Consider the following 21,864-nt stretch of genomic DNA (forward strand, 5'->3'; position numbering starts at 1 on the left):
GGGCGGCGTCCGCGTCGACGAAGTTGTTGTAGCTCATGGCCTTGCCGTGCAGCTGGTCGGCCTGCGCGATGCCGGCCGGCGCGGCCTTGTCCACGTAGAGGGCGGCCTGCTGGTGCGGGTTTTCGCCGTAGCGGAGCACCTCGGAGCGTTCCAGGGCCAGGCCGGCGTACGCGGGCCAGTCGATGACGCCGTCGCCGTCCTCGTCGAGGAACTGGCTCGCGGTCCAGCTGGCGACGGCGGTGTCGTAGGTCGCGGTGTGCGCGAAGGCCTTGGCGGCGAGCCGGCGCCGGGTCTTCAGGTCAAAACCGCCGGAGGCAGCGGCAGCCACCACGGAACTGTATGAGGACGGGTCCACCACAATCGCGACGGCGGCGTGGTTCTTCGCGGCGGAGCGCACCATCGCCGGGCCCCCGATGTCGATCTGCTCGACGACGTCGTCCTGCGCGGCGCCGGACTTGACGGTCTCCACGAACGGGTAGAGGTTCACGACGACGAGGTCGAACGGCTCGATGTCCATCGACGCGAGCGTGTCCATGTGGGCCGGGACCCGGCGGTCGGCGAGGATGCCGCCGTGCACGCGCGGGTGTAGGGTCTTGACGCGGCCGTCCAGCATTTCCGGAGAGCCGGTGACCTCTTCGACTTCCTGCACAGGGATGCCGGCGGCGGCGATCTTCTTGGCGGTGGAGCCGGTAGAGACGATCTTGACGCCGGCGTCGTGCAGGCCCCTCGCGAGCTCCTCCAGACCGGTCTTGTCGTAGACCGAGATCAGGGCCCGGCGAATGGGAACACGGTCGATGGATACACGGTCAAGCTGCGTGAAGCTCACAAAAGTCTCCGTCTTATATCGCGGCGGGGCCGCGGGTGGTGGGGATGCGGCCAGTTTATCGCGTCGGCGCGGCGGGCCTTCCCGCGCGCCGGAGTATGAAGCACACGCAGGCCGCGGCCGGGCCACGTAGAGTTTTCCCAGGAGGCTGAGATGAATACGTACACCACTGTGCCCAGCGGCGAACAGGTGGTCCAGGAACTGCCATGGCGCTGGAAGGTGCAGGGCCGGATCTTCCTGATCGGCGGGTTGGGCTTTATGTTCGACGCCTGGGACGTCACGCTCAACGGCATCCTGATTCCGCTGCTGTCCAAGCACTGGTCCCTCAGCCCGGGCGAGGCCGCCTGGATCGGCGCCTCGAACCTGATCGGCATGGCCCTTGGCGCCTTCATCTGGGGCACCATCGCGGACACCATCGGCCGCAAAAAGGCCTTCACCGCCACACTGCTGATCTTCTCGGTCTTCACTGTGCTGGGCGCGTTCTCCCCCGACTTCCTCTGGTTCGTCGCGTTCCGCTTTATGGCCGGCTTCGGCCTGGGGGGCTGCATCCCGGTGGACTACGCCCTGGTGGGCGAATTCACGCCCCGCAAGCAGCGCGGCAAGGTCCTCACCGCGATGGACGGCTGGTGGCCCATCGGCGCCGCCCTCTGCGGCTTCATCTCGGCCGGTCTGGTGGCCCTGTACGGCGACTGGCGGCTGACCATGCTGGTGATGGTCCTGCCGGCGCTGCTCGTGTTCTGGGTCCGCCGCAGCGTCCCCGAATCACCGCTGTTCCTGATCCGCAAGGGCCGCCGGGACGAGGCCGCCAAGGTGATCGACGACCTCGTCGCGGCCACCGGGGCCGAACCGCGCGTCTACAGCCTGCCGGAGGCGAAGGACGCCCCGAAGCTCTCCGCCGGCAGCGCCTGGACCCAGCTGCGCCTGCTCTGGCAGTACGACTGGAAAATCACGACGGCGGCCTGGTCGCTGTTCTTCAGCATCCTGCTGGTGTACTACCTGTCCCTGACCTGGATGCCGCGGATCCTGATCGGCGCCGGCTTCGAGGAGTACAAGGCGTTCCTCACCACCGCCTCCATGGCCGCCGTCGGGCTCCTGGGCGTGGTGGTGGCCGCGCTGCTGGTGGAGCGGGTGGGGCGCAAATGGATCCTGGCGATCACCGGCCCGCTGTCCGCACTGACCCTGGTGATCGTCGCGATCGTGGTGGACATCCCGACGGCGGCCGTGTTCTGGCTGCTGGTGTTCGGCTTTGTGGTGCAGGTGGCCATCCCGGTGCTCTACGCCTACGTCTCCGAGCTGTATCCGACGGAGCTGCGCGGTTCCGGCTTCGGCTGGGCCTCCACGTTCTCCCGGCTCGGGGCCGGCTTCGGCCCGCTGATCTTCGCGGCGTTCCTCTGGCCGGAGCTGGGCCTGGCGACGTCGTTCGCGATCGCCGGCGTGTTGGTGCTGCTGAGCGTGCTGTGGATGGCGTTCTTCGCCCCGGAGACCAAGCAGCGCCACCTCTCCTAGCGCGTCCAGGACCCCGGATGAGCTATCACTTTTGGTGCTTCTGAACCGCTGTGAAGCACCAAAAGTGATAGCTCAACGGGGTGTTTCGGCGGCCTTCTCCGCGGCGAGCGAGGCCAGGGTAGCGACCAACAGCCGGCGCTCCACCACCTTGATCCGTTCGTGCAGGGAGTCTTCGGTCTCGCCGTCCCCGACCGCCACGGCTTCCTGCGCGATGATCGGGCCCGTGTCCACCCCGGCGTCGGCCCAGTGCACCGTGCAGCCGGTGACCTTCACGCCGTAGGCCAGCGCGTCGCGGACCCCGTGCGCGCCGGGGAAGGACGGCAGCAGGGCCGGGTGGGTGTTGAGGTACTTGCCGCCGAACGCGTCGATGAAGTCCGCGCTCACGATCCGCATGAACCCGGACGACACCACGACATCCGGGGCGAACCCGGCCACGGCGTCGGTGAGCGCCGTGTTCCAGGCGGCCCGGTCCGGGTAGGCCTTGAAGTCCACCACGAAGGTCGGGATTCCCGCCGCGGCGGAGCGCTCCACCCCGAAAGTCCCGGGCCGGTCGGCACCAACGGCGGCGATCTCGACGTCGAGCTGTCCCTCTTTTACGGCGTCGATGACGGCCTGGAGGTTGGAGCCGGTGCCGGAGACGAGGACTACGATGCGCATTGTCCTAGCTTATGGGGCCGCTCGCGTAGGCTGGAAAACATGAATCCCCCGAACGACCCCGCCGGCAGCCAGGGCGGCCAGCCGCAGGGCCAGCACCCGCTCAGTGACGCGGCCAAGGCCTCGCAGGCGAAGACCCACCTTCTGTTCCGCAGCTTCATCGTGGCGGTGCTGGGATCGTTCTTCGTCTACCAGCTGGACATCAATTACCTCTGGCTGAGCGCGCTCCTGACGGTGGCCGCGATCGTGCTGGGCATCATGGTGCTGGTCCGGTACGCCAGTTTCAAGGAATCCAAGTTCGTGCTGTTCGGGACGATTTCCGGGCTGGTGGTCCTCGCCATCCAGATGCTGCTGCTCCTGTCCTCGGCGCTGTTCTTCAACCAGGTCCGGGACTACCAGCAGTGCAGCCGCGCGGCCCTCACCCAGCAGGCCGCCTCCATGTGCCAGACCCAGCTGGAAAAATCACTGCCGCAGTTCCGCTAAGAGTTCCGCCAGGCAGCGCGCCGCGTCACAGCGACGCCGTCTCCAGGTCCGCTTCGCGCAGCTTCTGCTGGCGTTCCAGCCACGGCCCGGCAGCGTAACCGATCACGACGCCGATCCCCACCTCCGCGGCCACGAACAGTGCCGCCGTGAGCGGGTCGGGGCCGATCTCCGTGAGGCGTCCGATGCCGGCCGAACCACGGGCCAGCCACGCCAGGCCTGCGGCGAACAGCCCGGCAACGCAGCCGACCAGGACGCCAAGCCACAGCGTGGAGACGGCGGCGGTGAACCAACGCGCGCGGATCTTGATCGAGAGCCATTCGTCAAAGTGGTTTTCGCCCTCCCGGAGGAACCACCAGCCGGCCAGGGTCCCGGCGAGGACCGGCACCACCAGCGCCGCAACCCCGTAGTCCAGCGACCCGGCCGGCAGCGCCGCGAACACCGGGATGGACGGCAGCGGCCCGACGGCGGTGCCCAGGGCGCCGGCCTGGGAGCCGACGCCGAGGGCCACACCCGCACCGGAGGTCCAGGCGAGCGCAAACACCGCCAGGTTGGGCAGGAAGCCGAGCTGCGCGATGGTGAGCACAGCACCGCCCAGGGCGCCGGCGTCGAGCGCTTCATAGACCGCGATCACGAGGTTCCAATGGACGATCAGCGTGGCGGCGAGAAGTGTGCAGGACATCGCCAGGCTGGCCAGGAGCGCCACGAAGCCGGCTTTGATCGCGGACACGAGGTAGGACCCGGCCCAGCGCGAATGCTGGCTGGTGCGGGAGAGCCAGGCGACGGCGTCGACGCCGATCAGCCGGCTCCAGGAGCCTGCCTCGCGGCGGGCACCGATCACCATGCCGAGCCCGAACGGGATCAGCGGGATGAGGGCGGCGGACCAGAGGCCCACGCCGACGTCGTGCGTGCGGCAGACGAAGCCCGTGGCCAGGCCGAACCCGGCGTACATCAGCCAGGAGCCGAGCAGCGCCTGCCAGAGCTGGTCCGTGTACGACGCCCGGGCGAGCCGCCGGCCCGCGCGCCAGGCGAGCAGGAACGGGATGAGGGTGAGCCCGAGCGGCGTGAGCGACAGGACGCCGGATTCCGGCTGGGCCGCGGAGCCCGCGCCGACCGTTTCGAGCAGCAGCGGAACCCCGTGGATCAGCAGCCAGGCCTGCCCGGCGAGGCGGGCCAGGACGTCGGCGGCGCCGTTCTGGAAACCGGCGGTGGCCCACACGGCGACGATCGGAGCGGCCACCACCAGGGCCGAGATGATGGCTGCCTGCGCGGACTCGAGGGCTCCCTGCAGCCACAACGGCATCGGAAGCCCACGTTCCCCGGTCTGATCAGCGCGCAGTTTCATCGTGATCCATCGTGCCACGAGCCGGGGATCCTGCCCGGTGCGACAGGCTCAACGGGCCGATTTCGCCGTGATTTTGCCCCGTTCCAGGGAGTGCGCCCTCACTTCAACTGGTCAGCTCTCCAGCGCTTTTTCCCCTACCCGGCCGTAAAATTGTACTGTCCGCAATCATTGGTTGGAGGCAGAAAATGACTACCGCATCTCCACATGCACATGGCGTTCACTTTGGACGGACAGATGTCCAGAACGTCGGCATGGGTGTAGGTATCGTCCTTATAGTCGTGGGCATCCTCGGATTCATCCCCGGCATCACCACGCAGTACAACTCATTGGCCATCGTTGGACCGAATTCCACAGCCCTGTTCCTGGGCCTGTTCCAGGTATCGATACTGCTGAACATCATCCAGGCCCTCATCGGCACCGTCGGCGTAGTGATGTCCCGGAACAACCCCATGGGCGCCCGGAACTTCCTGATGGGCTTTGGCCTGCTTTACATCGTCCTGAGCGCCTACTCGCTCATTGTCGGTGTGTCGTCGATGGCCAACTTCCTGTCGATGAATGTCATGGGTGCGTGGGGCTTTATGATCTTGGGCCTAGCAATGGTAGGCGCCGGTTGGCTGATGTCCAGGCATCTGGCCGAGGACGCAAAAACCCGGTAAGCGAACAACCGGGATAAAGGGAGCCGCGAATGAGTAACGTTTCATAGCAATCTGAAAATTCGTACTACCTGCTGGTGCAGTCGCCTCGCGGAAACGCAGCGACTGCACCAGCTTTCTTTGTGTTTGCGGGGTTTTGGGTGGGCTGCCACGCCGTCCCTGGCTCCACCCTTCGCCACGAATGGCCGCTACGAGTACCCGGATAGCGACCATACGTGGCGAATCGGTGGGGGCCGAGTACGTCCGGGCCTACACGCAGGGGCGCAACCTAGAACCGGATCAGCGAGTACGGAACGCTCGGCAGGTTCCCCGCGGTCCAGGGGCGGTCCGACTTTTCCACCGGAACCTTGCCGCGGCCGTCGCGGATCACCAGCACCACCGTGCCAACGATGGCGACCAGGGAAACCGCTGCCAGGATGATCAGCAGAACCACAAAGGACCCGGTCATGTCCAACACCTCTGCTATCAATTTTACTGCGGTCCGCCCCTGCGAGAATGGCCAGATGACCGCCATCATCCTGGGCTGGAACCCGGACCGCTGGAACCGCTGGAACTACCCGGCCGCCGTCGAACGCGTCGCCGCGACGGGACTGCACCTTGAGCGGTGGGGCCTGGGCGGTGACCAGATCGCCGCGGGCACGGACGCCTGGCTGCTCCTGCAGGGAGACCGCGGCCGCGGATTGATCGGCCACGGCGTCGTGCTTTCGGTGCAGCCCGCCGCCGGGCCCAACGTTCCCGATCCACGCACTCCTGAGCCACACTCCCTCGATCCGCGCGGGGCGACTCCGGACCAGGCCACGATCTATGTGCAGGTGGCCTTGGATTCGCTCTTGCCGCCCGGCGAGCAGATCGCCGTCGGCGTTCTCATAGACGCCGCACCCGGCATCCCGTGGGCCGGCGATCATGCCGAGGCGCTGGTCGACGATCCGGCCGATGAAGCAGCGATCAGGGCCCTGTGGCGCGACGTCGGACCCCCGCCCGGCACGGATCCCACCCGGCCGGCCCCCGGCACTTACCCTCAGCACGCGGTCACCCGGGTCGAGGTCAACCGCTACGAACAGGACCCCGACGCGCGGCGGGCCTGCATCGCACACCACGGCACGAGCTGCGCGGCCTGCGGATTCTCCTTCGAACAGAAGTACGGCGAGATCGGCAGGGACTTCATCCCGGTACACCACCTCGTCCCCGTGTCCCAACTCGGCAGCGGCTACGAGCTCGATCCCATTTCCGATCTCGTCCCGCTCTGCGCCAACTGCCACGCCATGGCGCACCAGGGCGTGGGCACCCCGCGGACCGTGGCCGAGCTCCGGCGCGTCATCGGCGACGCCGGATTCCTCCGCGGAGCAACCGTCAGCCCCGAGGAACTGGAGGCACAGCGTGCCGCCCGGGAGCTCCTGGGACCGCAGTAGGCATAGCCGTTCGCCACATATGGCCGCTTCGCGCGCTTGCAGAGCGGCCCTATGCGGCGAATCGTATGCCCACCGGTCGGCGTCTGGACCCGGCCAAGGAGGCTCACCCTGGCATTGCCGGTCGGCGTCCGCGCCCACTACGACGTCGGCCCGGTTCAGCGCGCCCTCACAGGGACCAGACCTGCCGGAACTTGCCACTGCGGTCGGCCCGGGGCGGCTCGTCCGCATGTTCGATGGCAATGGTTCCAATCCCGTGGGCCGCGAAGAAACTGGCCAACCGGTCCTCGACGGCGGCCCGCACCTGCGCCCTGTCGGCGCCCTCGTCCGGCTCCAGCCGCAGGCGCAGAGTCCGCGGCCCGGTTCGGATCGCCTGGAAGCGGCGTACTCCGGCGGTTTCCTCGATCACGGTGCCCAGTGCCAGCGGGAGGACTGTGACCGAGTGTCCGTCCGGCGCCTCAAAGGACACCAGGTCCCCAGCGCGGCCTTCGATTTTCACAGCAGGGAAGGGACTGCCGCACGGGCACGGAGATGCTGCGAAAGTGACCCGGTCTCCGAGTTCGTAGCGGATGATGGGCTGCACCCGGTTGACCAGGTTGGTGACCAGTACCGTGTGGGACGTGACGCCGGCGGGGACGGGCTGGTTGTCCGCGTCGACCGGTTCCAGGATGTACCAGTCAGTGTTGACGTGGAACGCGCCGTTCCGGCAGAGGTAGGTCAGGGCTGGGACTTCTGACGAAAGATAGCGGTCCGTCACCCGGCAGCCGAGCGACGCTGCGATCTCCGCCTGTCCCGCCGCGGTCAGCTTCTCGCCCGAACTGACGGCCAGCGCCGGGCCGATCCGCAGCCGCCCGGCTTTCTGTTCCTCGGCGAGCTGGAGCATGGCACTCGGGTACCCGTAGAGCATCGTCGGCCTGAAGTCGTTGAGCTCCCCCACGAGCTCCGGCAGCGGCCTGAGCACCGAGAAGACCCGCACCCGCCGGGCTATGGCGGGGCTGCGCCGTCGGGCGGATTCCGTCATCACGACGCCGGAAAAGTGGCCGCCGTCCGCGACGAGGGCCGCCGCCCGCGGGCCGTGGCGCAGCAGAGTCCGCACATCCGCCGTCGTCATCAGGGTCCGGCGCCCGCGGATCCCGGCGACGACGCCCGCCGCCGTCAACGAGGCACGGTCGTGCACCAGGACGGCCGGCTCCCCGGAGGTGCCGGACGACGTGACCACCAGGTACTGGCCCCGGTAGAAGCTCCCCAGATGGGACAGGTCAGAGAGCACGTCCGATGCCAGCCGGGCCAAGGTGATGTGCGGGTCCGTCACCCAGTCGTCGAAGTTTTCCATCAGCTCCCGCTTGCCGACGCGCGGAAGCTGCCGCACATCCGCGACGTCGTCCGGCACGTCCCGATACAAGTGGCGGTAATAGGGTGAAGCGGACCGGGCAAAGCCCACGAGTTCCGCGAGCCGGGCCCGCTGCCGGCGGGAGATCCCTTCCGGGCCTTCCCGCTCGGCGCGCCAGATGTCCCAGGCGATCCCGACCATCGTTCCGGAGACACCACGCATCGCGAATTCCCTTCCCGGGCCGGCCCGGGTGGCCCACATCCACCCTTCCACCTGAGCCGACGCCGTGACAGGGGCTTTCGTCCCCGCAGCATTCAATCGCTGGACTTTGCGGCGGGGACCGCATCACACTGTCTACAACAGCTGGATTGGCGGCCCTTCACCTCCGTTTTCGCGTCCGGCCGGGTTCTACCAGCGGCACGGTTGGGGGCCGTGCCGCACCACCTTTTCCAGCATCGTGAAAGGACCTGGTTATGCCGGATTTTTCAGTTTTCCTCCCGCTGATTGCCACGCTCATCGGGGCGGCCGTTGTCATCACTGTCATTTGGCTGACCACAAAACTGATGTGGAAAGTGGCCGAACCCAATGAAGCCCTCATCATCTCGGGGCTGACGCGGGGAACCCTGGAGACCAGGGAAGGCATGGATTTCAAGATCGTCACCGGCAAGGGCGCGCTCGTGTTTCCCGGGCTGCAGACCGTCAGGACACTGTCCCTGACCCTCAATGAAACCGAGCTCAAAGTCTCGTGCGTGACGTCGCAGGGCATCCAGGTAATCGTCGAAGGTGTTGTCATCTACAAGATCGGGGACGCCCCGCCGTTCATCGCCAACGCCGCGCGGCGCTTCCTCGGCCAGCAGGCGAAGATGGAAAGCCAGGTCTACAACGTTTTCGAGGGGCACCTGCGCTCGATCATCGGCAGCATGACCATGGAGGAAATCATCCGCGAGCGCGACAAGCTCGGCTCACAGGTCCGCAGCGCCAGCGGCGTTGAAATGGAAAAGCTCGGACTGGTGGTCGATTCGCTCCAGATCAAGGACCTGCAGGATCCCACAAGCTACATTGAGAACATCGCCAAACCGCATATCGCCCAGGTCAAGATGGAGGCGCGCATCGCCGAGGCCACCAGGAACCGTGAGGCCGCGGAAAAGGAAGCCGAAGCGGAGGCGCTGATCGCGGACGCACAAAGCATCTCGGCCATCCGGCAATCCGAGGCACAGGCCAACGCCGAACGGGCCAAGGCCCATGCCGCCCAGGCCGGCCCCCTCGCCGACGCGACGGCCCGCCAACAGGTGGTGGTCCAGGAGACCGAGGTGGCCAAGCTCGAGGCCGACCGGGAGGAACAGAAACTGCAGACCTCGGTCCGCAAGCCCGCCGATGCCAAGGCCTACGCGAAACGTACCGATGCCGAGGGCCAGAAGGCGGCCGATATCAGCGCCGCCGAGGCGCTGGCACGCCGCACTGAACTCGAAGCGGAGGCCAACGCCCGGCGCACGGAACTTCAGGCCAACGCCAATGCCACAGCTGCGGCCGCCGCGGCCGGAGCCACCCGGGTTACCGGCGAGGCGGAGGCCGCGGCCACAAAGGCCCGCGGCGATGCTGCCGCCTCGGCTGTCAAGGCCAAGGCGCTGGCCGAAGCGGACGGCATCAAGGCCCGCGCCGAGGCCTTGGGCACGAACCAGGAAGCCGTTATTTCTCAGCAGCTGGCGGAAAACATGCCGGCCATCATCGCGGCTGCAGCGGAGCCCTTCGCCCACGTTGGCCAGTTCACCGTCCTCAACGGCGGCGACGGCATCAACCGCATGATCGGCGGAATCCTGTCCCAGGTGGGCGACTACCTTCCCGCCCTCAGGTCCTCGCTAAGGAATGGTCGGGAGGATGCAAAGCGGCCCCCGAAAGCTCCGGAAGCGTAATGCACAGGGACGTTGACCGGAGCCTCACCGGCCGGATCGGGCGGGTTACCGGACGCATCGCGCCGGGCACCATCGGCGAAGTCATGCTGCCGTTCCGTGGCGGAACCAGCGCCTTCCACGCCCACCCGTTCGACAAGACCAGTGTCTTCGCGGTTGGCGAGGAGGTCCTGGTGATCTACTACGAGCCCCCGCAAACTGTCTACGTCGACGAGCTGCCGGACGTCCTGCGGAAGGACAGCCAAGGCTAGAAGCGCGACGCCGAGTACGCCACGCCCGGAGCGTTGTCCGCCGCGGGTGGACATGCTGATTCTTCGCACCCACGGAAGGGCATAAGGCACCATGTCCACGCCTGGCCCTGGGCGGAGAGCATGCCCAGTGGAATGGGCGGCCAGGAACCAGTCGGCGGACCGGCGACCCGGTGAACATGCCCATTCGTCGCGACCACGAGAGGGCATAAGGCACTATGTCCAGTCCTGGGCGCGGCCGGCGGGCATGTCCAGTGGCGCCGGACCGCGGGCCCAGTGGGTGGGGTGGCGCGAACGCCAGCATCCGAACCACACCCCGTTAACCCACTCTTCCCCCGCCCGCCATCCGCCCCACCCCGCGCCGAAAGCCGGCCCACGCAGGGTGGAGGGGTGAGGATCGCAATTGTCGCTGAGTCATTCCTGCCGCTGATGAACGGGGTAACCCACTCAATCCTGCGGGTGCTGGAGCATCTGCAGGAGCGCGGAGACGATGTGCTGGTGATCGCGCCGTCCACGCAGGACACAGGAGCGCCCGGCGAGGTCTACGGGGCGCATGTCCACCGGCTGCCCTCGGTCCCGCTGGCCGGCTACGCGAACGTACGGGTGGCACTGGGCGGTGTCTATCGGGTCAAGCGAATCCTTGCCGACTATGCACCGGACGTGGTCCACCTGGCGTCCCCGTTCGTGCTCGGCTGGCGCGCGGCGCAGGCCGCACACCAGCTGGGGATCCCCACCATCGCCATCTACCAGACCGAGGTCCCGGGCTACGCCGGGCGGTACGGCGTCCCCTTCCTGGAGAACTGGGCCTGGAACCGGGTGGAGAACATCCACCTGCTGGCCTCCCGGACCCTCGCCCCCTCCAGCTTCGCGCTCAACCAGCTCCGCGGCCGCGGCATCCCGCGGGTTCAGATGTGGCGGCGCGGCGTGGACACGCAGCGGTTCTCCCCGGACAAGCGCGACGCCGGATGGCGGGGCACCGTCGCCCCGGCCGGCGAGCGCATCATCGGCTACGTGGGCCGCCTCGCCGTCGAAAAGCAGGTGCAGGACCTCGCCGTACTGGCCGATATCCCCGGCACCCGGCTGGTGATTGTCGGCGACGGACCCCAGCGGAAGGCCCTCCAGGCTGCCTTGCCGGACGCGGTCTTCACCGGGTTCCGCGGCGGCGACCAGCTGGCCCGGGCGGTGGCGTCCTTCGACCTCTTCGTGCATCCCGGCGAGTTCGAGACCTTCTGCCAGACCATTCAGGAGGCCATGGCCTCGGGCGTGCCCGTCGTCGCGACGGGCCGCGGCGGCCCGCTGGACCTCGTCGAGAACTCCCGCACCGGCTGGCTGTATGAGCCCGGCGACCTCGCCGCCCTGCGGTCCCGGGTGGCTGACCTGATGGGCGACGACGCCAAGCGCCGCGCGTTCGCCGCGGCGGCCCACGCTTCGGTCCAGGGCCGGACGTGGTCCGCGCTCGGCGCCGAACTGGTCCAGCACTACAACGCGGTCCTCGCCGCCCACACCCCCCACGCAAGCCGAACCACCAGCACAACCCCTCAAGGAGTCACCCTGTGAAAATTTCCGTGATCGGCTGCGGTTACCTCGGGGCCGTGCACGCGGCCACCCTCGCGTCGATGGGCCACACCGTGGTGGGGATCGACGTCGATGCCGCCAAGGTGGGGCAGCTGGGCCGGGGCACGGCGCCGTTCTTCGAGCCGGGCCTGGACGAACTCCTGCGCGACGGTATCGCCACCGGCCGGCTCAGCTTCTCCACGGGATTCGCCGACGCCGCCGATGCCCGGCTGCACTTCCTCTGCGTGGGCACACCGCAGTCCAAAACCTCCGACGGTGCCGACCTCAGCTATCTCGTCGCCGCCACCCAGGCGCTGCTCCCCCACCTTGCCGCCGGGTCCGCGCTGGTGGGCAAGTCCACAGTCCCGGTCGGGACGGTGGACATGCTCCGCGGCGTGCTGTCCCCGCGGCCGGACGTGCCCCTGGGCTGGAACCCCGAATTCCTGCGCCAGGGCACCGCGGTCAAGGATTCGCTGGTCCCGGACCGCCTGGTCTACGGAGTCCCGGAGGACTCCGCCCAGGAGGACGCCACCACGGGAACCGGCAACCCCGGCGCAGCGATCACCGCAGCCCTCGATGCCGTCTACGCGCCCCTGCTGGCAGCCGGGATTCCGCGGCTCGTGTGTAACTTCGCCACGGCGGAACTGATCAAGTCGGCGTCGAACGCGTACCTCGCCACGAAACTCAGTTTCATCAACGCCATGGCCGAACTGTGCGATGCCACGGGCGCCGACGTGAAGCAGCTGGGCGCGGCCATGGGCATGGATCCGCGCATCGGCGGCCGGTACCTCCACGCCGGCCTGGGGTTCGGCGGCGGCTGCCTGCCCAAGGACATCCGCTCGCTCCGGGTCCAGGCGGCGGCCCTGGGCGTGGAGTCGGTGGACCGGTGGATGGACGTGGTGGATTCCATCAACCGGGACCAGCGTTCCCGCACCGTCGGTCTGGCCGCGGAACTGTGCGGCGGCCAGCTCGGCGGCCGCCGCGTCACGGTGCTCGGCGCGGCCTTCAAGCCGGACACGGACGATATCCGCGACTCCCCTGCCATGGACGTCGCCCTCCAGCTGGCGTCCGCCGGCGCCCATGTCACGGTGACGGACCCCGCCGCGATCAACAACGCGTGGCTGCGCTACCCGCAGCTCCGCTTCGAGCCGTCCACGTCCCAGGCACTGGACGGGGCGGAACTCGTGCTGCTGCTGACCGAGTGGGACGAGTACGCGGCGCTCTCGCCCGCCGACGCCGGGGCCCGCGTACGACGCCGGACCCTCCTGGACGCCCGGAACGTCCTCGACGCCTCCGTCTGGGAGACGGAAGGCTGGACGGTCCGCGGACTGGGCCGGGGCTCTGCTCCCAGCCTCAGCGCAGCCCGCACCACGGCAACCATACCCGGCCCAACCAGGCCCACCGCCCCCAGCCCCACACGCCTGAGCGCCGCCGGACACCGGCCCGGGTGACCTGGCCGCCCACGGCTGTTGCCCGCCCGCGTCACCACGTCCGCCAAAATGCCGCCGCGCCACCCCCGCTTGGACGCCTCCCGAACCAGCGACCCCCTATGATTTCCTGAGGGGAGGGCTTTTCAATGGATTACCGGTGGTCTCAAATTCTCACGGCGGTGGCCGCGTGACGGCTTCCTCGTACCCGGCACCCGGCATCGAAGCGGTGCTGGAGTCCAGCCCGGACGCCCTCCTGGTGGTCACCGAGGACGGCACAATCCTCCGCGTCAACGCCGCCACGGAACGCATGTTCGGCTACACCCGGGACGAACTCCTGGGCCAGGACCACCGGATGCTCCTCGCCGAAGGCTTCCGCAGCGGCCTCCAGCGGCTCTTCTTCGCCTTGCGCAAGGACGCCGACGGCGGCCCCCTCACCACCGACGCCGACGCCGACGCCGGTCCGGCCGCTGACGCCCCCACGTCCCCTATGTCCCCCGGTTTCCCCCCGGTCGAGGCTTACGGCCTGCGCCGCGACGGCACCGAGTTCCAGGGCGAAGTGGCGTGCTCTCTGCTGGCCCAGGACAGTGACGACGCCCCCGCCACCATGGCCGTCGCCGTCCGAGACACCTCCCACAGGCTGGCCGCGGATGCCGGACTCCGCGAAGCCATGTCCCTGCTCAGCGCCACGCTGGAATCCACGGCCGACGGCATCCTCGTTGTCGACGGCGACGGCCGGATCGCCGGCGTCAACAACCAGTTCATCTCCATGTGGGGCATCCCGAGGGAGCTCCTGGCCACCCAGGACGACGAGGCCGTCATGGGCTTCGTCCTGGACCAGCTGGTGGATCCGGCGCAGTTCGTCGAGAAGGTCACCGCGCTCTACGCCGCTCCCTCCGCGGAAAGCAACGACATCCTGGACTTCCGCGACGGCAGGACCTTCGAACGCTACTCCCGCCCGCAGAAGGTCGCGGACAAGGTCGTGGGGCGCGTATGGAGTTTCCGGGACGTGACCCCGGCCCGGATCGCGCAGGACCGGATCGCCAAGGCCATGGCCGACCTCGCCGAGCAGGCCGCCCAGCTCAAGGCCCTCGCGTTCCAGGACCCGCTGACCGGCCTGGCCAACCGCCAGCTCTTCAGCGACCGGCTCGCTTCCGCACTGCTCGGCCCGCGCGGTGCCGCCGTCGACGTCCTGCTCCTGGACTTGGACGACTTCAAGGAAGTCAACGACATCCTGGGCCACCACGCCGGCGACCAGATGCTGATCGAGGTGGGCCGGCGGCTGCGCGAATGTGTCCGCTCCAACGACGTTGTAGCACGACTGGGCGGTGACGAATTCGTGGTGCTGCTGGTCGGCTCGCCGGACGCCGAGGCGGTGGCCGGGAAGATCGTCGAATCGCTGCGTGTGCCGCTCTGGATCGACGGGACCATGCTCCGCCCCAGCCTGAGCCTGGGGCTGGCGTCCCTCCACGAGGACGCCGTGGACGCCTCCGAACTGCTGCGCCGCGCCGACGTCGCAATGTACGCGGCCAAAACGGCCGGTAAGAACCGGTACCTGCGGTTCCGGCCGGAAATGATGAAGTCGCTCGTGGCGCGCACCGAGCTGGAGGCGGGGCTGCGGGTGGCCGTGGACGCCGGCCAGATCGCCGTGCATTACCAGCCGATCGTCTCGTCCCGGCTCGGCGTTGTGGTCAAGGTCGAGGCGCTGGCCCGCTGGGAACGCGACGGCGAAACGGTCCCGCCCCAGCAGTTCATCCCGACGGCGGAGCGCAGCGGCCTGATCGTGGAGATCGGCACCGAGGTCCTGCTCAAGGGCTGCACCGAGCTGAAGCCCTGGCTCGCGGAGGACCCCTTCCGGTCCCTCGCCGTCAACGTCTCCGGGGTCCAGCTGCAGCACGGCGACTTCGCCGAGCTGGTCCTGGCCGTCACCGGATCCTGCGGGGTGGATCCCCGGCAGCTGGTCCTGGAAGTCACAGAGAGTGTGTTCTTCGACGACGACTGCCACGTCATCCAGCAGCTCATTGCGCTCCGCAAGGCCGGGGTGCGGGTGGCCCTGGACGACTTCGGCACCGGCTACTCCTCGCTGGGCCGGCTCCAGGACCTGCCCGTGGACACCCTCAAAATCGACCAGTCCTTTATCTCCATGATCAACACCGGCGAGGAGAACCTGCCGATCCTCAGCTGCATGATCAGCATGGCCCACGGCCTGGGACTGACCGTCACCGCCGAGGGTGTGGAGACGCCGGCGCAGGCCGAGTACCTGATGAACCTGGATTGCGATTTGCTGCAGGGCTTCCTGTTTTCAGGCCCCGAAGCCGAGCCCGCCCTGGCGTCCGCGATCGCCCGGTCCGCCGGGGCATTCGCCGCCCTCCGCGGAGATCGGGTCGCCGGGCTCCGCTGACCCGTAAAAGGGTGATCCGCAAAAGTCCGGTGGCGAGGTGCTGGACAAGCGGGCAACGGACCCTATGATTCAGGAAACGCTTGTCCGCGGCGCCGCCGTCGGACTTTAAGTCACGTCCGTCAACATCCGTCGCTTTGGGGGCCGGTATCGCCGTGGAAACTGGGATTGAAGAAAGCCTGCTCGAGCAGGGCCCCGATGCGTATCTGCTGCTGACCTCGGACGGAACCATCGCGTTCGTGAACTCGGCCGCGGAGCGACTCTTCGGCTATCCGCGCGAACAGCTGCTCGGCGTCGGGCACAACATCCTGCTCTCCGAGGACGAGCGCGGCGGGTTCCTGCGGGTCTTCGGCCGGCTGGGCCGGGGCAGCGGCGCGGGCAGGCGCCCTTTCGCGGCGGCAGGCCGGCGTCGGGATGGCAGCGAACTGTCGCTGGAGATCACCTGCTCGCTGGTAACGGTCGACGGCGGCACGGCCATGGCGGTTGCTGTCCGGGACGGCAGCCACCGGGAGGACACCGACTCGGGCCGCCGCCTGGCGGTCTCGCTGCTCGATGCCACGCTGGAAACCACCGCCGACGGAATTGTGGTGGTCTCCAACGAAGGGCTGATCACCGGGATCAATGACCAGTACCTCAAGTTGTGGGGCATGCCGCCGGCGCTGATCACGGCGGAGGACCCGACGGCACTGGTCACCTTCATCGCCCAGCAGCTGGTCGATCCGGACGACTTCCTGCAGAAGGTCACGGAGCTGGACGGCGACAGGGCCAAGCAGAGCAACAACGTGCTGGAGTTCAAGGACGGCCGCACGGTGGAGCTGTACTCCCGGCCGCAGACGGTAGCCGATCAGATCGTGGGACGGATCTGGAACTTCCGCGACATCACCACCCGGCAGCGCGCGCAGGACCAGGCCCGCCGCGCCATGGAAGAACTCGCCGAACAGACGGACAAGCTCAAGGAACTGGCCTTCCAGGACCCGCTGACGGGGCTGGCCAACCGCATGCTCTTCAACGAAGGCGCCGCCGCCGCGCTGCTGACCCCCGGGCCTGTGCACGTGCTGCTGCTGGACCTGGACGACTTCAAGGAAGTCAACGACGTCCTGGGCCACCATGCCGGGGACGAGATGCTCGTGGAGGTCTCGCGGCGGCTGCAGAAGTGCGTGGGGCCGCACGGCACCGTGGCGCGGCTCGGCGGGGACGAATTCGTGGTGCTGCTGGTGGACTGCAACGATTCGGACGCCGTGGCCCAGCGGGTCGTGGCCGCCCTGAACGCGCCCGTGTCCATCGAGGGGACCCTCATGCGGCCGGGCCTGAGTCTGGGCGTAGCCTCGCGTGGCCCTGGGACCATGACGTCCTCCGAGCTGCTGCGGCAGGCGGACCTGGCCATGTACGCGGCCAAGGAAGCCGGCAAGAACTGCTACGTGCATTTCCGGCCGGAGATGCTAGCCGCCCTGCTGGAGCGCACCCAGCTGACCTCCGGGCTGCGGCGGGCCGTGGAACTGGGCCAGATCAACGTGCACTACCAGCCGGTGGTGTCCGCCGAGCAGCTGGACGTCGTGCAGTTCGAGGCGCTGGCCCGCTGGCAGTGGGACGGGAAGCTGATGCCCCCGGACACGTTCATCCAGACAGCGGAGCGCAGCGGCCTGATCCGGGAGATTGGCGCGGAAGTGCTGCGGCGCAGCTGCACCGAGCTCCAGCCCTGGCTCGCGGAAGACCCGCGCCGGACACTGGCAGTGAACGTCTCCGGCGTGCAGCTGCAGCACCCGGACTTCGCCGAACGCGTCCTGGACATCGCGGCGTGGAGCGGTGTGGACCCGCACCAGCTGGTCCTGGAGGTGACGGAGAGCGTCTTCTTCGATGCCCACTGCCACGTCATCACCCAACTCGTGACCCTGCGCGGGGCCGGTATCCGGGTGGCCCTGGACGACTTCGGCACCGGCTACTCCTCGCTCGGCCGGCTGCAGGAACTCCCCGTGGACATCGTGAAGATCGATAAGTCCTTTGTCTCGATGCTGCGCTCCGGGACGGAGAAGCTGCCCATCCTGACCTCCATGATCCACATGGCCCTCAGCCTCGGGCTGAAGGTCACCGCCGAGGGCATCGAAACCCCGGAACAGGCCCGCTACCTGATGGATCACGGCTGCGACGCCCTGCAGGGCTTCTTCTTCTCCCGCCCCGAGCCCGAGGCCCGGCGTGAGCTCGGCATCCGCAACTCCCTCGCGGCCATTGCGGCGCTGGAGGGTGTTCCGCTGCCGGCATAGTTGCGCGCGTAAGGGCTGGCCGTCCGGCGGCGTCGGGCCGCCAGGCCGGCTGGCAGCCGGGCCGGCGGGTCGGCTCTCGGGTCGGCTCTCGGGTCGGCTCTCGGGTCGGCTCTCGGGTCGGCTCTCGGGCCGACGCCGGGCTACCGCGGGGCCGCCGCGGGGCCGCCGCGGGGTCGCGGCGGGTCGGCTCCGGGGCCGCCGACGGCGACACAATTCTGGCCGCAACATGATGCGTATCACGCGCGGGGTCCGCACCACATATGATTCAGTGAGCGCAGCCCGCCTTGTTCTCCGCAAGGACGGCTGCCACTTCGCATCCGTCGCTTGGGGGGCAGGCAAAACACATGGAATCTGGACTCGCACACCTACTGCTGGAGCACAGCCCGGACCCGCTGCTGCTGCTGGATCCGGACGGGTCCATCTCGTTTCTGAACGCGGCCGCTGAGGAGCTTTTCGGGTACTCCCGCGCCCAGCTGCTGGGCGCCGATTCGTCCCTGCTCCTGGCCGAGGACTCCCGCGAGCCCTTCCATGGCGTCCTCGCCGGCCTGGGCGCCTCCGCGCCACGCTCCGGCCAGCCCTTCGCCGGCTCAGGCCGGCGCGCCGACGGCACCGAACTTCCCGTCGAGATCACCTGTTCGCTGTTGCCGTCCGACGCCGGTGCTGGTCCGGCCGCGCGGTCCGTCGCGCTGTCCGTCCGCGGGGCCGGGCACCGTCCGGCTGCGCAGTCCGGGAACCGCCACGCCGGCACTGCCGCGGCCGCCCTCACTTTTGCCGGCACCTACACGGACGCCGGTGCCGTTGCGGGTGCCGGCACAGCGGCGGACGCCGCAACGCACCGCCGTCGTACTGCTGCTGCTGCGTCCGCGGCCGTTCCCGCCGCCTTCATCGGGCACGACGACCAGATGCGGGCCGGCGTGCTGCGGGACCCGCTTACCTCGCTGCCCAACGGCACGCTGTTCAACGAGCGGCTCGCCGCGGCGCTGCGCCGCCCGGACCCGGTGGATGTGCTGCTGCTGAACGTGGATGACTTCAAGAACCTCAACGACATGCTGGGCCGCTCCTCCGCGGACGAGCTGCTGATGGAGGTCGCGAGCAGGCTCCGCAACTGCGTACGGCCGCACGACACCGTGGCCCGGCTCGGCGGCGACGAGTTTGTGGTGCTCCTGACCGAGTGCCTCAACGCCGATGCCGTGGCCAAGCGGATCGCCGAGTCGCTGTACGAGCCACTGCGGGTCGGCGGCTCCCTGGTCCGGCCGGGCGTGAGCATGGGCCTGGCCTCCAGGACCCCCGGGACGCTCGACGGCGCGGAGCTGCTGCGGCAGGCGGACGCGGCCATGACGGCCGCGAAGACCGGCGGCAAGAACGCGTGGCTGCGGTTCCGGCCGGAGATGCTGAACACCGTGGCCGCCAAGGCGGACGGCCAGGCCGGGCTGCGGCAGGCGGTGGAGCTGGGCCAGATCTCGGTGCACTACCAGCCGGTGGTGTCCCCCGGGCTCGGGGCCGTGGTGCAGTTCGAGGCGTTTGCCCGCTGGGAACGGCACGGCCGGCTGGTCCCGCCCAACCAGTTCCTGCCTGTGGCCGAACAGAGCGGCCTGATCCGTGAGATCGGCGACGAGGTCATGCGCCGGGCCTGCGCGGAAATCCGGCCCTGGCTCGCCGGCGACGCCGCGTACAGCGTCGCGGTGAACGTCTCCGGCCTGCAGTTCCAGAACCGCGACTTCGCCACCGATGTGCTGGCGATTGTGGCCTCCACCGGGGTGGACCCGCGCCAGCTCGTGCTGGAACTGACCGAAAGTGTGTTTTTCGAATCGGACTCGGACGTGCTGCGCCAGCTGCGGCAGCTCCGGGAGGCCGGCGTGCGGATCGCGATGGACGACTTCGGCACCGGGTACGCGTCGCTGGGCCGGCTCAAGGAGCTGCCGCTGGACAAAGTCAAGATCGACCGCTCCTTTGTGGCGATGATCAAGACCGGCCAGGAGCAGCTGCCGTTCTTCGGCACCATGATCAACGCCGCGCACGGCCTGGGCCTGAAGGTCACGGCCGAGGGCATCGAGACGCCCGCCCAGGCCCGGTATCTGATGGACCGCGGCTGCGACTCCCTACAGGGCTACCTGTTCGCCAAGCCGGCCCCGGCCAGCGACCTGGCCGGGACGATGGAGAGCGCGCTGACGGCGATCGACAAGGTCGACGCCGGGCGGTAGCCCGGGCCACTCACCCGCAGCTCCTGCGGGTTTGGGCGCGACGCTCCCGCACGTCCGGCATGAATCAGGCGACGCTCCCGCAAATCCGGCGGGATTGGGCGCGACCTGCGTGGACGGCTACGCTGGGCGCCGCCTCCGGGGGCGACGCTCCTGCCCAGTTACACGGCGCCGAAGCCGCTCAGCCGTCAGGTGCTCCGTGTCCTGCCGCGGTTTTGCCTCCCTGCCCGCACGAGTAACTGGGCTGGAGCGTCGCTCCCGGGAAACGAAGCTCCGACGCTCCCTCAGATCCGGCGGGAAAACCAACGACGCTCCCGCACCTCCGGCAGGAAATCAGTCATCGCTCTTGAAAATCCGGCGGGTATGGACGCTCCCGCACCTACGAGCAGGCCGCTGTCGTTACGCCGGGAAGTCGAGCTTGTCGACATCCTTTGCAACCATGGCCGCGCTCCGCTCCCACAGCTCCCCCGCGAGGCCGGAGTCGTACGCCTGCTTGTTGGCCTTCGCCAGGGCCCGCTTGGCGTAGTAAGCGCCGGAGACCCAGTCCTGCCCTGGTGCGGCCGTGGCGAGCCACACAAGCGTGTCCGCGCCCTGTTCGGGGCTCAGCATGAACCGGTTGAGGAAACTCCGGTACAGGAACCGGAACGGGCTGGTGGTATCGGCTGCGAAGTTGGTGGCCACGACGCCGGGGTGGAAGGCCGCCGTCGAGATGCCGGCAGCCTGATAGCGGTTGTTCAGCTCGGCCGTGAAGAGGATGTTCTCGAGTTTGGCGTTGCCGTAGGCGAGGTTGGCGGAGTACTTGGTGGTGGTCTCGAGGTCGCCAAGGTCCAGCTTGCCGTAGAGCGAGTTCGCGGCGCTGGACGTGTTAATGACGGTGGCGTTGCTGGCAGTGAGGACGTCCATCAGCTCGGTGGTGAGCAGGAACGGGGCCAGGTGGTTGATCTGGAAGGTCTTCTCGTGGCCGTCCAGGGTGAGCTCACGCTTGCCCATGATGCCGCCAGCGTTGTTGGCCAGGACGTCGATCCGCGGATACTTCTCCTTCAGCTGCGCGGCGAGTTGGCGCACCTGTGCCAGTTCCGCGAAGTCGCTGACGAAGAAGTGCGCACCGATCTCCTTCGCGATCCGCTCGGTCTTGTCCCTGGAACGTCCGACGACGACCACCCGCTCCCCCTGTTTGCTCAGGGTCCGCGCGGCGGACGCGCCGATGCCGTCGCTGGCGCCGGTGATGACGATGGTCCGTGCAGTCATAAAGAAGTCCTTTAGGCGGAAGTGGTTAGCGGGATATTGGAATCGAGCCTACCGAACTCTAACGACGCCGGGATGACCAACGTTCCGGTGCGACGCTCCGGACGGATTTGTTGGAGGGTTGGACCTTTTGCCCCCGGGTGTGCGGGAGGGTTGGGGTGTGGCCGGCATGATCTGCGGTGAGTGGGCAGTTGGCGGCAGTGTTGGTGCGTGACATTGCCGTGAACTGCTGCCTCGACGGTGTGCCCTCGGGTATGCGGGAGGGGTTGGACCGTATGCGGGAGGGTCCTGGTTGTGGTTTGTGGGTTAAATGCGGGAGAGCCCCAACCTGTGGTTGGGGCTCTCGACCGTGTAATGATGTTCCGGCGGTGACCTACTCTCCCACACCCTCCCGGGTGCAGTACCATCGGCGCTGTGGGTCTTAGCTTCCGG

16 protein-coding genes, 1 rRNA gene and 1 pseudogene are annotated in these 21,864 nt (G+C 68.4%); 11 read left to right on the top strand and 7 right to left on the bottom strand.

The genetic code is table 11. The features are described 5' to 3' along the window. Window positions 1–826 (bottom strand): annotated as a pseudogene (gene purH / locus AB4Y67_RS18180) (bifunctional phosphoribosylaminoimidazolecarboxamide formyltransferase/IMP cyclohydrolase); the annotation flags it as partial. A gap of 150 nt (window positions 827–976) precedes the next feature. Between purH and AB4Y67_RS18185 the strand changes: the two are divergent. Next, the gene (locus tag AB4Y67_RS18185; RefSeq protein WP_441407160.1) at window positions 977–2,329 is read left to right on the top strand and encodes an MFS transporter; all 1,353 of its coding nucleotides are present in this window, start codon (window positions 977–979) and stop codon (window positions 2,327–2,329) included. A 72-nt stretch (window positions 2,330–2,401) separates the two neighbouring features. Here AB4Y67_RS18185 and purN read toward each other — a convergent pair whose 3' ends face one another. Further along, window positions 2,402–2,986, bottom strand: a complete 585-nt coding sequence (gene purN, locus AB4Y67_RS18190) for a phosphoribosylglycinamide formyltransferase (RefSeq protein ID WP_441407161.1) — start codon at window positions 2,984–2,986, stop codon at window positions 2,402–2,404. Window positions 2,987–3,025: 39 nt separating this feature from the next. Here purN and AB4Y67_RS18195 point away from each other — a divergent pair, with 39 nt between their 5' ends. Continuing rightward, a complete protein-coding gene (locus AB4Y67_RS18195; RefSeq protein ID WP_441407162.1) occupies window positions 3,026–3,466 on the top strand; it encodes a hypothetical protein in 441 nt (146 codons plus the stop codon). Window positions 3,467–3,491: 25 nt separating this feature from the next. Here the strand turns inward: AB4Y67_RS18195 and AB4Y67_RS18200 are convergent, their stop codons facing one another. Next, entirely contained in the window at window positions 3,492–4,808 is a 1,317-nt protein-coding gene (locus AB4Y67_RS18200) for a cell division protein PerM (protein WP_441407163.1), read from the bottom strand. Between the two features lie 251 nt (window positions 4,809–5,059). Between AB4Y67_RS18200 and AB4Y67_RS18205 the strand changes: the two genes are divergently transcribed. Next, window positions 5,060–5,464 carry a DUF4383 domain-containing protein gene (locus tag AB4Y67_RS18205; RefSeq protein WP_441407164.1) on the top strand — a complete coding sequence of 135 codons (405 nt, stop codon included), beginning with the start codon at window positions 5,060–5,062 and terminating at the stop codon, window positions 5,462–5,464. Between the two features lie 265 nt (window positions 5,465–5,729). On the opposite strand, the gene AB4Y67_RS18210 is transcribed toward AB4Y67_RS18205, so the two are convergent. Continuing rightward, entirely contained in the window at window positions 5,730–5,909 is a 180-nt protein-coding gene (locus AB4Y67_RS18210) for a hypothetical protein (protein ID WP_441407165.1), read from the bottom strand. A gap of 55 nt (window positions 5,910–5,964) precedes the next feature. Here AB4Y67_RS18210 and AB4Y67_RS18215 point away from each other — a divergent pair, with 55 nt between their 5' ends. Beyond that, window positions 5,965–6,870 carry an HNH endonuclease gene (locus tag AB4Y67_RS18215; protein ID WP_441407166.1) on the top strand — a complete coding sequence of 302 codons (906 nt, stop codon included), beginning with the start codon at window positions 5,965–5,967 and terminating at the stop codon, window positions 6,868–6,870. Between the two features lie 166 nt (window positions 6,871–7,036). On the opposite strand, the gene AB4Y67_RS18220 is transcribed toward AB4Y67_RS18215, so the two are convergent. Next, a complete protein-coding gene (locus AB4Y67_RS18220) occupies window positions 7,037–8,419 on the bottom strand; it encodes a phenylacetate--CoA ligase family protein (protein WP_441407167.1) in 1,383 nt (460 codons plus the stop codon). A 251-nt stretch (window positions 8,420–8,670) separates the two neighbouring features. Between AB4Y67_RS18220 and AB4Y67_RS18225 the strand changes: the two genes are divergently transcribed. From AB4Y67_RS18225 to AB4Y67_RS18255, 7 genes are all read left to right on the top strand, one after another. After that, a complete protein-coding gene (locus AB4Y67_RS18225) occupies window positions 8,671–10,107 on the top strand; it encodes a flotillin family protein (RefSeq protein ID WP_441407168.1) in 1,437 nt (478 codons plus the stop codon). Further along, a complete protein-coding gene (locus AB4Y67_RS18230; RefSeq protein ID WP_441407169.1) occupies window positions 10,107–10,355 on the top strand; it encodes a hypothetical protein in 249 nt (82 codons plus the stop codon). The genes AB4Y67_RS18225 and AB4Y67_RS18230 overlap by 1 nt, the downstream gene beginning before the upstream one ends. A gap of 387 nt (window positions 10,356–10,742) precedes the next feature. Next, complete coding sequence (locus AB4Y67_RS18235) at window positions 10,743–11,909, top strand: glycosyltransferase family 4 protein (protein ID WP_441407170.1); 1,167 nt, start codon at window positions 10,743–10,745, stop codon at window positions 11,907–11,909. Continuing rightward, on the top strand, window positions 11,906–13,357 hold the full coding sequence (locus tag AB4Y67_RS18240; RefSeq protein ID WP_441407171.1) for a UDP-glucose dehydrogenase family protein: 1,452 nt from the start codon (window positions 11,906–11,908) through the stop codon (window positions 13,355–13,357). Before AB4Y67_RS18235 ends, AB4Y67_RS18240 begins: the two co-directional genes overlap by 4 nt. A gap of 166 nt (window positions 13,358–13,523) precedes the next feature. Continuing rightward, window positions 13,524–15,734 carry a sensor domain-containing protein gene (locus AB4Y67_RS18245; RefSeq protein WP_441407175.1) on the top strand — a complete coding sequence of 737 codons (2,211 nt, stop codon included), beginning with the start codon at window positions 13,524–13,526 and terminating at the stop codon, window positions 15,732–15,734. A 152-nt stretch (window positions 15,735–15,886) separates the two neighbouring features. Then, a complete protein-coding gene (locus AB4Y67_RS18250; protein ID WP_441407172.1) occupies window positions 15,887–17,989 on the top strand; it encodes a putative bifunctional diguanylate cyclase/phosphodiesterase in 2,103 nt (700 codons plus the stop codon). 344 nt (window positions 17,990–18,333) lie between these two features. Further along, on the top strand, window positions 18,334–20,190 hold the full coding sequence (locus AB4Y67_RS18255) for an EAL domain-containing protein (RefSeq protein ID WP_441407173.1): 1,857 nt from the start codon (window positions 18,334–18,336) through the stop codon (window positions 20,188–20,190). A 396-nt stretch (window positions 20,191–20,586) separates the two neighbouring features. Here the strand turns inward: AB4Y67_RS18255 and AB4Y67_RS18260 are convergent, their stop codons facing one another. Both AB4Y67_RS18260 and rrf read right to left on the bottom strand, forming a co-directional pair. Beyond that, window positions 20,587–21,435, bottom strand: a complete 849-nt coding sequence (locus AB4Y67_RS18260; RefSeq protein WP_441407174.1) for an SDR family NAD(P)-dependent oxidoreductase — start codon at window positions 21,433–21,435, stop codon at window positions 20,587–20,589. Between the two features lie 357 nt (window positions 21,436–21,792). After that, window positions 21,793–21,864 (bottom strand): 5S ribosomal RNA (gene rrf / locus AB4Y67_RS18265); the annotation flags it as partial.

Source organism: Arthrobacter sp. YAF17, assembly GCF_052113365.1.
Classification (GTDB): Bacteria; Actinomycetota; Actinomycetes; order Actinomycetales; family Micrococcaceae; genus Arthrobacter.

Coding starts and splice junctions, on each gene's coding strand:
- purN (WP_441407161.1), bottom strand. CDS start 2,986: ATGCGCATCGTAGTCCTCGTCTCCGGCACCGGCTCCAACCTCCAGGCC.
- AB4Y67_RS18185 (WP_441407160.1), top strand. CDS start 977: ATGAATACGTACACCACTGTGCCCAGCGGCGAACAGGTGGTCCAGGAA.
- AB4Y67_RS18215 (WP_441407166.1), top strand. CDS start 5,965: ATGACCGCCATCATCCTGGGCTGGAACCCGGACCGCTGGAACCGCTGG.
- AB4Y67_RS18195 (WP_441407162.1), top strand. CDS start 3,026: ATGAATCCCCCGAACGACCCCGCCGGCAGCCAGGGCGGCCAGCCGCAG.
- AB4Y67_RS18260 (WP_441407174.1), bottom strand. CDS start 21,435: ATGACTGCACGGACCATCGTCATCACCGGCGCCAGCGACGGCATCGGC.
- AB4Y67_RS18205 (WP_441407164.1), top strand. CDS start 5,060: ATGGGTGTAGGTATCGTCCTTATAGTCGTGGGCATCCTCGGATTCATC.
- AB4Y67_RS18220 (WP_441407167.1), bottom strand. CDS start 8,419: ATGCGTGGTGTCTCCGGAACGATGGTCGGGATCGCCTGGGACATCTGG.
- AB4Y67_RS18210 (WP_441407165.1), bottom strand. CDS start 5,909: ATGACCGGGTCCTTTGTGGTTCTGCTGATCATCCTGGCAGCGGTTTCC.
- AB4Y67_RS18230 (WP_441407169.1), top strand. CDS start 10,107: ATGCACAGGGACGTTGACCGGAGCCTCACCGGCCGGATCGGGCGGGTT.
- AB4Y67_RS18225 (WP_441407168.1), top strand. CDS start 8,671: ATGCCGGATTTTTCAGTTTTCCTCCCGCTGATTGCCACGCTCATCGGG.
- AB4Y67_RS18255 (WP_441407173.1), top strand. CDS start 18,334: ATGGAATCTGGACTCGCACACCTACTGCTGGAGCACAGCCCGGACCCG.
- AB4Y67_RS18200 (WP_441407163.1), bottom strand. CDS start 4,808: ATGAAACTGCGCGCTGATCAGACCGGGGAACGTGGGCTTCCGATGCCG.